This window comes from Vibrio sp. R10-SG3-ISO3 (genome assembly GCF_059834225.1).
The window spans coordinates 49,440-62,300 of the sequence record NZ_JCBDHE010000014.1 but is presented as its reverse complement, the minus strand read 5'-3'; the positions used below and the strand labels follow the sequence as shown (position 1 = coordinate 62,300).

General features: G+C 49.7%; 10 protein-coding genes. 1 reads left to right on the top strand and 9 read right to left on the bottom strand.

Annotated elements, in window-relative coordinates:
* Nucleotides 1–334 precede the first annotated feature (334 nt).
* From nhaA to AC6R1A_RS03145, 5 genes are all read right to left on the bottom strand, one after another.
* The gene (nhaA, locus tag AC6R1A_RS03165) at nucleotides 335–1,501 is read right to left on the bottom strand and encodes a Na+/H+ antiporter NhaA (RefSeq protein WP_500628172.1); all 1,167 of its coding nucleotides are present in this window, start codon (nucleotides 1,499–1,501) and stop codon (nucleotides 335–337) included.
* Between the two features lie 337 nt (nucleotides 1,502–1,838).
* Entirely contained in the window at nucleotides 1,839–2,963 is a 1,125-nt protein-coding gene (locus AC6R1A_RS03160; RefSeq protein ID WP_500633320.1) for a lipocalin-like domain-containing protein, read from the bottom strand.
* Entirely contained in the window at nucleotides 2,963–5,416 is a 2,454-nt protein-coding gene (locus AC6R1A_RS03155; RefSeq protein ID WP_500633319.1) for an ABC transporter permease, read from the bottom strand. Before AC6R1A_RS03155 ends, AC6R1A_RS03160 begins: the two co-directional genes overlap by 1 nt.
* Complete coding sequence (locus AC6R1A_RS03150) at nucleotides 5,397–6,068, bottom strand: ABC transporter ATP-binding protein (RefSeq protein ID WP_500633318.1); 672 nt, start codon at nucleotides 6,066–6,068, stop codon at nucleotides 5,397–5,399. The genes AC6R1A_RS03155 and AC6R1A_RS03150 overlap by 20 nt, the downstream gene beginning before the upstream one ends.
* A gap of 123 nt (nucleotides 6,069–6,191) precedes the next feature.
* The gene (locus tag AC6R1A_RS03145; RefSeq protein WP_500633317.1) at nucleotides 6,192–7,565 is read right to left on the bottom strand and encodes an MATE family efflux transporter; all 1,374 of its coding nucleotides are present in this window, start codon (nucleotides 7,563–7,565) and stop codon (nucleotides 6,192–6,194) included.
* A gap of 118 nt (nucleotides 7,566–7,683) precedes the next feature.
* On the opposite strand from AC6R1A_RS03145, the gene AC6R1A_RS03140 reads away from it, so the two are divergent.
* On the top strand, nucleotides 7,684–9,111 hold the full coding sequence (locus tag AC6R1A_RS03140; RefSeq protein ID WP_500633316.1) for a DUF2867 domain-containing protein: 1,428 nt from the start codon (nucleotides 7,684–7,686) through the stop codon (nucleotides 9,109–9,111).
* Between the two features lie 61 nt (nucleotides 9,112–9,172).
* Here the strand turns inward: AC6R1A_RS03140 and AC6R1A_RS03135 are convergent, their stop codons facing one another.
* The 4 genes from AC6R1A_RS03135 to AC6R1A_RS03120 all read right to left on the bottom strand — a co-directional run bounded on the left by AC6R1A_RS03135 (nucleotide 9,173) and on the right by AC6R1A_RS03120 (nucleotide 12,840).
* Complete coding sequence (locus AC6R1A_RS03135) at nucleotides 9,173–9,826, bottom strand: DUF2913 family protein (protein WP_500633315.1); 654 nt, start codon at nucleotides 9,824–9,826, stop codon at nucleotides 9,173–9,175.
* Nucleotides 9,826–11,031, bottom strand: a complete 1,206-nt coding sequence (locus AC6R1A_RS03130) for a Bcr/CflA family multidrug efflux MFS transporter (protein ID WP_500633314.1) — start codon at nucleotides 11,029–11,031, stop codon at nucleotides 9,826–9,828. The genes AC6R1A_RS03135 and AC6R1A_RS03130 overlap by 1 nt, the downstream gene beginning before the upstream one ends.
* A 141-nt stretch (nucleotides 11,032–11,172) precedes the next feature.
* On the bottom strand, nucleotides 11,173–11,874 hold the full coding sequence (gene rsuA, locus AC6R1A_RS03125) for a 16S rRNA pseudouridine(516) synthase RsuA (protein WP_500633313.1): 702 nt from the start codon (nucleotides 11,872–11,874) through the stop codon (nucleotides 11,173–11,175).
* Nucleotides 11,875–11,934: 60 nt separating this feature from the next.
* Complete coding sequence (locus tag AC6R1A_RS03120; protein WP_500628449.1) at nucleotides 11,935–12,840, bottom strand: LysR family transcriptional regulator; 906 nt, start codon at nucleotides 12,838–12,840, stop codon at nucleotides 11,935–11,937.
* Nucleotides 12,841–12,861: the final 21 nt, after the last annotated feature.

Sequence of the window (12,861 nt, the reverse complement as noted above, 5' to 3'; positions counted from 1 at the left end):
GTTAGTGAAACAATAGTTGATCTAGCTCACCTTACGTTGAATGTGCGAAAGTTTATTCAAATCCTGTTAACAATAACATTCGCTTCTCTAGAGCTAAATATTCGAAAAAAACGAACTCAAAGTGGAAATTAGTAGGAAATACCATCAAACATAAGCATTGATGATAGTTCAATCTCTCACATAGGCCACATTTACGAAACACGATGAAACACTTTTTTGTCGTGTTACTTACCCTTGCCTCTTCGGGTACTTTCCCTTTGAACGATTCCGCAGGCCCTTAACAAAAAAAGCCCGCCGGGGTGACCTGGCGGGCTTAAATTAAATGTTTATATCACTAGGATGAGGCGGACACCGCCACTGGCTCTTTCGGCAGAGAAACGCGCAGAGCAATGTAGCCCAATACCGCTGCCAGTGTTGACCCCATCAAGATACCTAAACGTGCGTAAGTGTCGAGCGTGGCAAAATCGAAACCAAAGGCTAACGAAGAGATGAAGATCGACATCGTAAAACCAATGCCACACAAAATAGAGACGGCAAACAGATGTCGCTTAGTGATGCCTTCTGGCAGCACAGTAATTTTCAGCGCCAGTGAAGCCCAACAGAACAACATGATGCCTATCGGTTTACCGAGCAATAGCCCCATCGCGACGCCGAGTGGCACCGTTGACATTAGGCCGTCCATTGAAATGCCCTGCAACGAGATCCCCGCGTTCGCCAATGCAAACAGAGGCAACACGCCATAGGAGACATAAGGGTGTAGCCAGTGCTCAAGGTATTTGAGTGGTGAGTAGAGTTCCTTCTCACTTTTTAGCGGAATAGCAAAACCAATCACCACGCCAGCAAGTGTCGCATGAACGCCAGATTTCAGCACCGCGAACCACAAAATCGCCCCGACAATCAGGTAGGGAGTCAGGCGTGTGACACGTTTCGCGTTAAGCCAAAACAACACACCCGTAGAGATAAAGCCCATGGTCAACGCAAGCGTCGACAAGTCTGACGTATAGAAGAAGGCAATAATCAGTACCGCGCCTAGGTCATCGATGATCGCCAGAGCCAATAGAAACACCTTAAGAGCGATCGGGACGCGTTTACCCAAGAGCGCCATAATTCCCAGTGCAAACGCGATATCCGTTGCCGCAGGAATCGCCCACCCCGCCATTGCGTTGTCGTTGCCCCAGTTCATACCAGCATAAATCAACGCAGGAACCACCATTCCCCCCACGGCAGCAACCGCTGGTAATGTGGCGGTTTCCTTTGACTTGAGCGCCCCCTCCACCAGTTCACGCTTGACTTCAAGGCCAATCACCAGGAAGAAAATCGCCATCAAACCATCGTTAATCCAATGCGATAGTGACATCCCAAAAATATAGATGTGTAAAAAGTGCTGATAATGTTCATTTAAAGGTGAGTTTGCGATAGTCATCGCCACGACAGCGGCGACGATAAGTAAAATCCCACTGGCAGACTCCAATCGGAAGAAGTCACGGACCCATTTGTTCATCATTTAAGACCTATCTGATAACGCTATTTATAAAAACCTGACGAGAACACCCAATGAATGCTTAGAGACACTAGGGCTATCATGCCGCATTGATGTCGTCGCTAAACATGTCACCTGTCGGACACAATCAACCTAACTCTCTGATTGTTTACCACAAATTGAGGCGACAAACCATAAAATCAATGCAATACCCAGCATAAATAGCACCAACAAATAGGTTCAACCTCACTTCTATCACCAAACTGAATCATTAGTATAGAACATGCAAAAAAAAAGCAGATTACCCTGATGTAACCTGCTCTTAACAACGACAATCAATTAGAAACAATGAGTAAAGTTAATACCCTATCAGCTGCATGAAGCCTTGTGCCTTATGACTACCCGTAGTTTTTATTGGTCCTTCCCAATAAGGCACAAAAAAGGGCAGCCAAAGATTCTGATTAGTCGCAGATACAGTGAGATGAATGTTATGCGCGGGCACTTCTATCGTCCAACTCATCGGCACTCGCTTGCCACGCGCGACGAGACTTGGCGCATTGGGTGTAATGACAAGATCAGAGTCTGCAAGGTTAATCACTTTCCCATCGTTACTGGATAAGGTACCAAACCAGTAGGGAAGTTGCTTGTTTTGACGATACTGACTCACAGATAACGTGGTTTCATCATCCAGATGGACGACAAACCAATCCCAGCCCTGTTGCCCTTCAGCGAGTAAGCCACTTCCCCACTCTTTACTCATCCACGCTTTGCCATCGACCTTAATCTGACGATCGCCCGGCAACGTGATTGAGCCCTGAACATTAAGGAAAGGCGCGAAAATATTGTAGGACGCAATCGGCAGCAGATCGTGTTTGGACACATACCCACGTTCACCCGGCAGGACAAAAGGCCCGTTGGTCGACGCACTCAACTGAACACTAAATTCATCGGTTTGCACTGTGAGCATGCCAGGAAACGGCGTTCTGCCAAGTGAGCGCCAGTTCCAATTATCGATCCACATGCGAAAAGGCTGTGACGTCATTTCTGCTTGGCCAATCCCACCTCGAGCCACCCGCTGCTCTTTCCAAACGCCATATTGACTCGATACCACAAGATGAGACACGTAGACCTCGGGGCTTAACCAACCACGCAAAGGTTGATCATGACTGGCAATCCGAATAAAGCTCCACTGAATCCCGTATTCAGTGCCGGCCTCATCTTGCACATTAGCAAAGAACTGCCACCAACCGTGCTGGTACTCATTATTGAAGGAAAAGTCGTTGGGTAAAATCACGGGGTAGTTGGGCAGCACAGGCTCAAAGACCTGCCTTTTTTGCGCGCGCAGCATGTCATTCATGCTATCAAAGTCATTTGTTTCTTCAAGTGGCGTCTCGCGAAAGATGATCAACAGCGCAATAAGCCCTGCGACCACCAAACCCACTGCCATAATGGCTGAACGACTCAACACTCGACCTTGTGTCATTACAATGCATCCCTTAACGATTTCATCGGCGTGTTTCGTACCATCCGCAATACCGGCAGAGCCCCGGCTACCATCAATGCGCCCATCGCCAACAAACCAGTGATGAGATAAGCTTGCGGAATCAATTGCAGCTCAAGCGTCCAACCGAACGACTGTTTGATGATAATGTCCACCACCAACTCCGCCAGTACCCAACCGAGCGGCAATGCAATCAGCATCGCGATGGTACCAAAGACAAACAGTTGCAAACCACCCATCACGATCAGCTCCCACCCTTTCATACCAAGACAACGCAGCAAAGAGACGTGTTTTTGGCGCGAGATCTCGCCCGCGACAGTGGCGAAAAAGATACCAAACACAGCAATAATCAAGGTAATGTTGCCCAAGGTGTCTGCGATAGAGAAGGTGCGGTCAAAAATGTGCAGCGCTTGCTTATGAATATGACTGTTGTCAAACACACGCTCAGCGTCAATCCTAAACACCGTCTCCAAACGGCGTTTCAAGGCACTGGAATCGGTGCCATCATTGAGCACAGCGCCGAGCGCCACATTGCCGCGTCCTGCGTAGGCGTACAACCAATTTCTGTGTGATAAAAGCACCTGATTGTAAGGGTTGCCGTAATCGTAGTAGATGCCGACCACTTGCCAACCACTGCCAAGTCGACCTTTCAAATCCAAGGTATCACCGGGACGAATGCCGAGCTTTAACGCCATTGACTCACTGACCATCACCCCTTTGGTGTTGTGCAGATAGTACCAATAGTTCGGGATACCGAGTTTAACGGTCAGCGCTTCTAGCTCCCCTTCGGAACCACCGGTGCTGACCACTTGCAGCACGCCTTCTTTCTCCGTGACCTCTTTTTCCCATCGCCACCAGACCGACTTCACTTCGGGTTGCTTGGTCAACCAATTGCTCATGCGAACCGACGCACTGTTACTCGGGTAAATGTAGAGATCGGCGGCCAAACGTTGGGATAGCCACTTATCCGTCGTATCTCTAAAGCTACCCACCATGGTCTCCACCCCAATGTTGGCAGCCATCGCCAGCATAAAGGCCATGGTTGCCACACCGCGGTAACTCATACTAGATGCCGCATCAGCAAAGAACCAACGCGCTTTCACCCAGCGCAGTTTATAGGAAAGGATATTGAACACTTTCCAGATAATAAACGGCGTGATGAGCGCGGCACCAAGCAGCAAGCAAGTAATAATGGCAAAGCCTGTCTGTTGAGTTTGTGGCGCTTGGTAAATGGCGATCCCCGCCACCGCTAATCCAACAGCAATCAACGCTTGAATTGAGAATTCACGGCCGGCGAAGCGCACTAAAGAGAGACGAGTGGTTAAACGGACCGGCTGAGAGCGCAGCAATCTCACCAAAGGCCAACCACAGGCGATAATGGCACCGACTAAGGTCAGAGAGAGGCTGTAAAGACTGGAAGACCAACTCCAACCAATCACCAAGCCAACATTCGCATCGTAGAGGTCACCAAGGCTTGCCGATACTGCTGGCATCAACTGCTTCGCGAGCACCATGCCAAAGGCGTTACCACACAGCCAACTCACCAACACTAACGCCACTAATTCAATGCACAGCGACGCCGCCAATTGAACGCCACTGACACCGGTTTGACGAAGTACACCCACTAATGGCTGGCGTTGAATTAAAGAGAGCGACATCGCTTGATAAAAAATAAAAAGACCCACTAAGAACGCCATCATCCCCATCGCACTGAGATTGACGTGGAACGCCTCCGTGAGCGCTTCGAGTTCAACCCGAGAGTTGCGCGCTAAATTCATACCGTTGGGCAACAGCTCTTTCAACCGCTCAACTTTCTCGAGCGGCATTTCACTACACGCAATGACCGACAAGCCAGAACTGCGTTCAATCATTCGTACCAACGACATGTCGGCGACGATACGAGTCCCGTGGATCAAGTTTTGCTTATCAACGATGATCGGCCCTAATTTACTGCCATCGCCAAGTTCGACAAAGTCGTTATTATGCCAACGCATGTGTTCAGCCAACTCAGCACTGACCATAATTGGGTATGGCGGCTTCATCAGTTCAAGAATTGAAGCGCTTTTTAAGCGCGTCGCCGGGGTATCTTTGAGCATGAACATAGGATCCATACCCACAACGACGAGATCGCGGTAATCTTTGGTTCTAACGCGAACGAAATCAAACGGCGCACATTGATGAAAGCCTTCTCGGCGCAGTTGAATGTAAAAACCTTGAGGAATTTTGTTGGTCGCGTGTTTGGGGCGGATGCGATAAGGCAAAGGATTAGAAAAGAGTTTTTCGCCATGCGCGTAGCTTTGTCTCGCATGCTCATTGATCGCGGTTACGCCAACCAATAACGAGACGCCCAGTGTCAGGCCAAGCCAAACAAGCAGAATTTGAAAAGGATAACGTCGGTAATGCCCCAGTAATGCCTTAATGACGGGCCATAACATGGAGTAGCCCTCCTTGCAGACGTACCTTTCCTTGCATGTGTTCAGCAACGCGTTCACTGTGCGTCACCAACAGCAGAGTGCAATCTAGTTGGCGGCTCAATGAGGTCAAAAGTCGCATCACGGCTTCGGCATTGCGCTCATCCAAGCTTCCTGTTGGCTCATCAGCAAGCAGCAATTTGGGCTCCATATAGAGCGCACGAGCAATCGCGGCTCGCTGCTGCTGACCGCCCGATACCTCTTCAGGGTAACGACCAAGCAGCGGCATGAGATCCAACGCCGATAAAATTTGTCGCCACAATCCGGCGTCTTCTGGTAAGCCTTTCAATTGCCGGCAGAAGCGGATGTTATCGGCAATATTAAGAGTGGGTAGTAAGTTATACTGCTGAAAGATAAGACCAATGTTATTGCGACGGTAGAGGGTGCGCTCGCTTTCAGTTGCGCTGTCCATCGACATATTAGGGAAGCGAATGATGCCAGAATCAACGACATCCAGCCCAGCAATCAGATTGAGCAGGGTACTCTTGCCAGCCCCACTCTCGCCCATTAATGCAATTTGCTGCCCCTGGTTTAATAACAACTCAGCACCTTGTAAGACAGGGTGAAACTCACCGCCGTCGACATAGCCTTTACATAGGTCTGTAAGTTGTAGCATTAACCGTCTCACCTTTGATAGAAATGGGACTGTGAATCTACACTAAATTGTGATGAGTAGAAAGTGTTTTGGAGGGGAGATCACAACATATGCATCAAACCCCACCACTTCGCTGCACGATGTCTAATTTTCGATCAAATTTCGAATCCACTTTTTACTTTTGGTACGGTATATGGATCCAAACCACTTGATCGCTTCTTCGGTTAGAAACAGCAGATAAATCCACTGAGGTTCCATCCCAAGGCCGATAGCAGCAAACGCGGCCAAAGGAATCCCAATCAGCCACTGCGCGACAAGATCTTGATAGAGGCAGAACTTCACATCGCCCCCCGCACGCAATACACCTACGATCAGCATCATGGGGACAGAGCGAAGCACAATCCCTACACTCAAAATCACAATGAACTGATCGGCCAACGCGCGGGTCTCATCGGTGAGAGCACTGAAGGCACCAAGCACCGCCCCTTGAACCATATAGAGTAAGATAGCCACGATCACGCTGACCGCTACATTCAATATCGTGACGCCAATCGCTTGGTAATAGACTTCTTTATACGCTTTAGCACCTATTTGATTGCCGACCAACACGGCCGCTGCATTGGACATACCAATCAACAAACCGAGAGAGATCGACTCAACCGGCGTCATCACCGAGAGCGCCGCCAAACCCTGCACGCCAGATTGTCCCATAATCGCGTGATAGACAAACAGTCCTCCAGCCCAAGCAAGAAAATTAAAGGTCGTCGGCAGAGAGAGTTTTAAGAAGCGCACGACTTTGTCTAGCTTTAGGATAGCCTTGATGTCATCGACACCAAAAGCCAGTAAGTGTTGACGTAGATAGAGATAACCATACAAGGTGCCCACTTCAATCGCACCACTGAGCACGGTAGCAATCGCCGCCCCTTTGATGCCCATGGCTGGCATGCCAAATTGACCAAAGATAAGCACCCAGTTAAGAAAGATGTTCGCAACAATGCCGATGCCACTAAAGAAAGTACTAATGCCGGGGCGATGCATGGCGCGCAAACCCACAGACATACTGGCTACGCAGGCCACAGCAAACATACTCACCGAGGTTAACACCAAGTAGTCGCTGCCCAGTTGATTGACCTCTTCAGAATCCGTTGTCAGCGCCATAATCTCACTCGGAAAGAGGAGGAAAAACGCTGCGGTCAACGCCGCAAATACCATCGAAACAAGCCAAGTTAACGCCGTACTCTGCCTTACCCCTTGCTGATCACCGGCGCCCCAATACTGCGCCGTAAGCAGTGCGCCTCCGGTGGTCACCCCAACCAGCATAATGGTGGTCACGAATGTCGCACGCGCGGCCACACCCACCGCGGCGATCTCCGCTTCACCTAACTGACCCAGCATGATCACATCCACCAAGCCTCGGCTAGAGAACATAATGCTTTGCAAGGTGATGGGCAGCGCAATAGCAATAAGGCGACGAATAAAATCGCCACGAGTGTGCGACAAAACCTGAGAAATGAACAAGAGCACGTCCTTTTTGGTAAGGTGATCAAAGCGTTGAGCGGTGGGTTTGGGCAGAGCTGCCACTTGTCGCTATTATAGGTGTGAATCACTTTGTTGCTCAAGACCATAAGGAATGTCGATGAAAAAAGTGTTGGTGCTGGGCGGATCTGGCTATGTCGGGTCACAACTGCTTCCTCAGCTGTGCGAACAAGGTTACAGCGTCACTTCTGCTTCGCGAGATGTTTCGGCATTGAAGGCGCGTATCCCACCGCATCCCAACCTCACCTTGACTTACTTAGACCTGGCAGATCGCGCAGAGACCATCAAACTAGTGCGCGCCTTTGATATCGTCCTGTTTTTGGTACACGGTATGGCCCACGGTTCAGACTTTGTCGATTATGAAATCAGCTTGGCAGAACATTTTCGCGACGCACTTCGAGTGAGCCAAGTGAAACATGTGATTTATTTAAGTGCGCTCCAACCGCAAACAGGCAACTCACAACACCTTAAAGCGCGTTTGATGACCGGAGAGATCATCCGTCAAGCGGGTGTCCCTATCACCGAGTTACGTGCTGGCGTCATCATTGGTCCTGGCTCGGCGGCGTTTGAGATCATGCGCGACTTTGTTTACAACCTGCCTATTCTCATCGCGCCTAAATGGGTCGATTCAAAAGCGAATCCCATCGCATTGGCGAACCTTAATCACTACCTACTCTGCCTGATCAAAGAGCGAGTGACTCAGCATCAATGCTTTGAAGTGGGCGGCCCAGATGTGTTGACCTATCGAGAACAGTTTCAGGTTATCGGTCAAGCGGCGGGCAAACGGGTTCGACTTGTCAGCACTGCGCTGCTCACGCCTAAGATGGCCTCGCGTTGGCTCGCCTTGGTGACCTCTGTTCCTGCGTCGGTCGGCTCAGCGCTTCTGGCGGGGCTGTCTCATGACTTTGTCGCGGATTCAGCCGAGATACGCACTCGCTACCCACAGACCTTAATTGACTTTCAAACCATGATTGAGCGCGCGATAGAGCAAGAGGGAGAATTCGTGCGCAGTAACGTGTGGGGGTATGACCCTGCGGCGCTCAATCGCTGGCAACCGGGCTATGGCTATTACCCGAAACAGGCAGGCGCAACGATAAAAACGCCACTCACTTCCGACGCGCTATGGCAAATCATTCAAACCATCGGCCAACCCGATCAGGGTTACTTTTTCGCCAATGGCTTGTGGCGAACGCGCGAATGGCTTGACGTCTTGTTTGGCGCTGGAGCGCCGATTCGGCGTCAACCTCTCGGACCAGAGCTTAAAGTGGGTGATTTTATTGACTCGTGGAAAGTGATCCGTTGTAAACCAAAGCGTTTTCTCTCATTGCTGTTTGGTATGAAAGGGCCTGGTTTAGGTCGTTTGGAATTTTCTATTGAGGATGATGGTACCCAGCGCACACTCAGCGTTACCGCTTGGTGGCACCCGCAAGGTTTTTGGGGATTAATGTATTGGTTTGCCATGATGCTGCCTCACCTGTTTATCTTCAAAGGCATGGTGAGAGCTATTGTGAGAAAGGCGGCGACATAGAGCGCGAAAAACAACGCCTTGCGTGTCAGCAAGGCGTTGTTTTTATGATTAAGAGCTCAGGCTAAGCCGTCAAGCTAAGGGGAATTTCGGGCAACTGCGTTCCACGATTGGCAGGAAAAATCAGATATTCACCGTGGTACTTCACATTCGACTTGTAGTCGGTCACCTTGTGCACCAAAAAGCCTGCGGCTGTGGCTTTCTCAACGAACTCGGCGTGATTACCGCGAACAAACCAACTCATCGGCTTAACTAAAGCCTCGCCTTCAAAGCAAGCGTCACATTGATCCGCGCACAGTGCCAAGGAGTTTTGCCCTTCCGTAAAGAGTTGCACCTTACCCACACCCACTAAGGGTTCTGAGGTAGAGACTTCCCAATCCGCGTTCTCCATCAGATCCAGGAACTGCTCAATATCACTGTCTTTCAGCGTTCGTTCCTCACCACTAAAGAAGGTACCGTACAGCTTAGCGATGCGTTTAAACGTGAACAACAGCCCTGCTTCGTTGCCTTTTGAGCGCCCCATTTTTTGCCAACGTGTTAGGTCATTACCAACCACGCGATGAAAACGCTGCTCTTTAAGCGCTCGGGTCACCCAACGCACTAAATAGTGATTGTTGGCGACCGGAGCGTCGGTCAGCTTTCCTAAACGATGCTGCGCATCGAGCTCTTCTAGCGCAAGTGTGACTAACTTGCGCATCTCAATTGTGTATTCAGACATTACGCCTTTCTTCCAAAAAATCCATACAACGCGGCAGAGAGTATCGAACATGCCGTCATGGTCGCTATCATCGGCCAAGTCGCATCACTTGGCAACATCGCAACCACCACGCCAATCACGGAACCTGTACCAAAACGCAGCGTGCCCGCCAATGATGACGCCGTACCCGCCATCGACGGATAGCCGCTCAACAGCAGCCCCATACTGTTACTACCGATAGTCGATAACGTACCGATAAACAGCACCACAAAAGGTACAGTGCCCCAAAGACCAAGATCCAGCATCCAGGTTATAAACATCCCAATGCCGGCGAGCAATTGCACCGCAAGGCCAAACCTCAGCATCGTGTGCGAGCCGACTTTACGTACCAAGCGGCCATTGATGCTGGTCATAATGATCATCGCAACGATGTTCAAACCAAACAGATAACCAAAGTGATCTGGGCGTACGCCATAAATATCAATGTAGACAAACGAGCCTGCGGTCAAAAAGGCAAACATACCGGCGAATGAAAACGCACCGGAAAAAATCAACCCCATCGCCACAGGGTTGGCGCACAATCGGGCATAGTTTTGCATCGTGGTGCGAAAACGCAGCGGCTGACGCTTCTCCACTGGCAAGGTTTCTGGAATTTTCCAAAGCACCAAAGCGATCACGATGGCTGCAAAAATTGCCAGGATCCAAAAAATTGCTCGCCAGCCAAACCAAATGGCGACGTGACCACCGATCATCGGTGCCACCAAAGGCGCTATGGTAATCACTAAGGTCACAAATGACATGGTGCGCGCGAAATCCTCACGATCAAACATGTCACGGACAACAGCTTGAATAATGACGGCCGCCGCAGCGCCCGCAAAGCCTTGCGCGGTGCGCACCCAAGTGAGCGCTTCAATACTTGTGGTGGTTGCACTCACCAATGAGGCCAAACCAAAAAACAGCACGCCAAGGATCAGCACCGGGCGACGACCATAGCTGTCCGCCAATGGACCATGAATCAACTGACCAATAGCAAAGCCCGCGGTATAAGCCGTAAGGGTGATTTGCACCGCGCCACTTTCGACACCGAGATCGGCAGCGATGGAGGGCATCGCGGGCAAATACATATCAATCGCCAGTGGCGTTAAGGCACCAATGGCGCCCAAAACCAAAAACAACAAAAAGCTCAACTGAAGCGTGTCGGTTTTGGTCATAGCAGTATCAGACATAAGTCTCCTATCCGATAGCGAAAAAACGAGCCGCAGAAAGGCGGCTCGTCAAAAGAAATGAAGTTAACCGGACTATATTCAACCGATTGAGCCCAAATTACTAGTTCCTATTAGGAAATAAAGCTCTTCCAAATTGGGGTATTAATTCCAAATAGAATCAATTTCTGCTTGAGTCAAGTAACGGTATTCACCCGGTTCAAGCGAATCATCCAGCGCTATAGCACCGATGCGTTCACGGTGAAGATGCTCAACCTTATTGCCCAGTGCAGCAAACATGCGTTTCACTTGGTGGTACTTGCCTTCAGTAATCGTCAGCAGCACTTCGTGCTCATCCGCGTTGACTATCTCTAGTTTCGCGGGCAGCGTCGGCTCTTTCTCATTGCGCAGTTCGATACCGTGGGCGAGTTTTTCTGCATAGTCGTCACCGATAGGATCGGCGAGCCACACTCGGTACGTTTTCTCACACTTATGTTTCGGTGAAGTGATGCGATGCGACCACTGGCCATCATCGGTAATCAACACTAAACCTGTGGTATCGACGTCTAATCGCCCAGCAAAATGCAGGTTTTCAATCTTCACTTCATCTAGCAGCACAAACACTGTGTGATTAAAACCGTCTTCATGAGAGCAGACAAATCCCTCAGGTTTGTAAAGCATGATGTATTTTGGTCCTGGTTTGCCGATTTCACGACCCTGCCACTCGACGACGCACGTGTCGGAAACTTTAACTGCACCGCTTTTTTGCACCACATCGTTGACCGTCACTTCGCCACTTTTGATGATTTTCGTGGCTTCTTTTCGCGTCGCACCTAAGGCATCGCAGAGAAATTTGTCTAAACGCATTTTTACCTCACTCTGTGTTCGCCGCGCAGTATACAGAGTTCACTGCGCGCTGCGAACCCTTTACGCTTGCGCCAGCAACTCAATCACCAATGAGCGGAGCCACTGATTCGCTGGGTTATTATCCAGCTTCTTCGGCCAATTGACCCATAGCGCGACCTTGTTGATCTCATAAGGTACAGCCATGATTTTTACAGGAAGAGCCTCTTGAATGCGGATTGCTGCATTTTTCGTACAGATGCCAATTGCATCTGTATGTGCAATGGTGTGCAACATCGAGTACAAAGAATTATGTTCGCTATGGATTTTACGCTGTGGGATCGGCTGTTTAGCCAAAGTGTCGGCGGCACGTGAATTGAAGCGCAATAAATTTAGAAAAGCATGGGATTCCGAAAAATACTCATCATAACTAATCGTATCACCGATACGGGGGTGATTCTCGTTAACCACGCACACCATCGGCTCCTGATGAGCCAATATTGACGCAACACCACCAAGATGAGGGGCCACAAAGTCGACTACCAAGTCAACCTCTCCCGATGCCAATGCATCGTATGTTTCATCCTGATCCGGAGGTAATGCCACGCAGATAACCTGAGCTCGTCCCTTGTTTTTTTCCGCTAAACGCATAATAAGATCAGACATATACACATCGGGCACAAAAACTCGGAAGGTACGATCCGTCTCACTTGCCGAAAAATTCTCATAACCCAGTATTGTCCGCTCTATCGCATAAAACGGCGTCGAGACTTGTTTGAATAAATCATGCGCAACATACGTCGCTTCAACACCGACGTGTTTGCGTTGGAACAAGGTTTCTCCAAGTTGGGTATTGAGTCGCTTAATCGCGTGACTTACGGCAGAGGGGGTCAAATCCAACTCTTCTGCGGTTGTCGTATAAGAGCGACTTTTATAAACACTCAAAAATACTCTGAGCAGATTGAGGTCAAAATGGGTTGCCTTAGGCATTACCTTACCTTCTGAAGTCAG

Excerpts from the sequence above, each read along its gene's own strand:
- nhaA (WP_500628172.1), bottom strand. The coding sequence starts at position 1,501 with ATGAACAAATGGGTCCGTGACTTCTTCCGATTGGAGTCTGCCAGTGGG.
- AC6R1A_RS03160 (WP_500633320.1), bottom strand. The coding sequence starts at position 2,963 with ATGACACAAGGTCGAGTGTTGAGTCGTTCAGCCATTATGGCAGTGGGT.
- AC6R1A_RS03155 (WP_500633319.1), bottom strand. The coding sequence starts at position 5,416 with ATGTTATGGCCCGTCATTAAGGCATTACTGGGGCATTACCGACGTTAT.
- AC6R1A_RS03150 (WP_500633318.1), bottom strand. The coding sequence starts at position 6,068 with ATGCTACAACTTACAGACCTATGTAAAGGCTATGTCGACGGCGGTGAG.
- AC6R1A_RS03140 (WP_500633316.1), top strand. The coding sequence starts at position 7,684 with ATGAAAAAAGTGTTGGTGCTGGGCGGATCTGGCTATGTCGGGTCACAA.
- AC6R1A_RS03135 (WP_500633315.1), bottom strand. The coding sequence starts at position 9,826 with ATGTCTGAATACACAATTGAGATGCGCAAGTTAGTCACACTTGCGCTA.
- AC6R1A_RS03130 (WP_500633314.1), bottom strand. The coding sequence starts at position 11,031 with ATGTCTGATACTGCTATGACCAAAACCGACACGCTTCAGTTGAGCTTT.
- rsuA (WP_500633313.1), bottom strand. The coding sequence starts at position 11,874 with ATGCGTTTAGACAAATTTCTCTGCGATGCCTTAGGTGCGACGCGAAAA.
- AC6R1A_RS03120 (WP_500628449.1), bottom strand. The coding sequence starts at position 12,840 with ATGCCTAAGGCAACCCATTTTGACCTCAATCTGCTCAGAGTATTTTTG.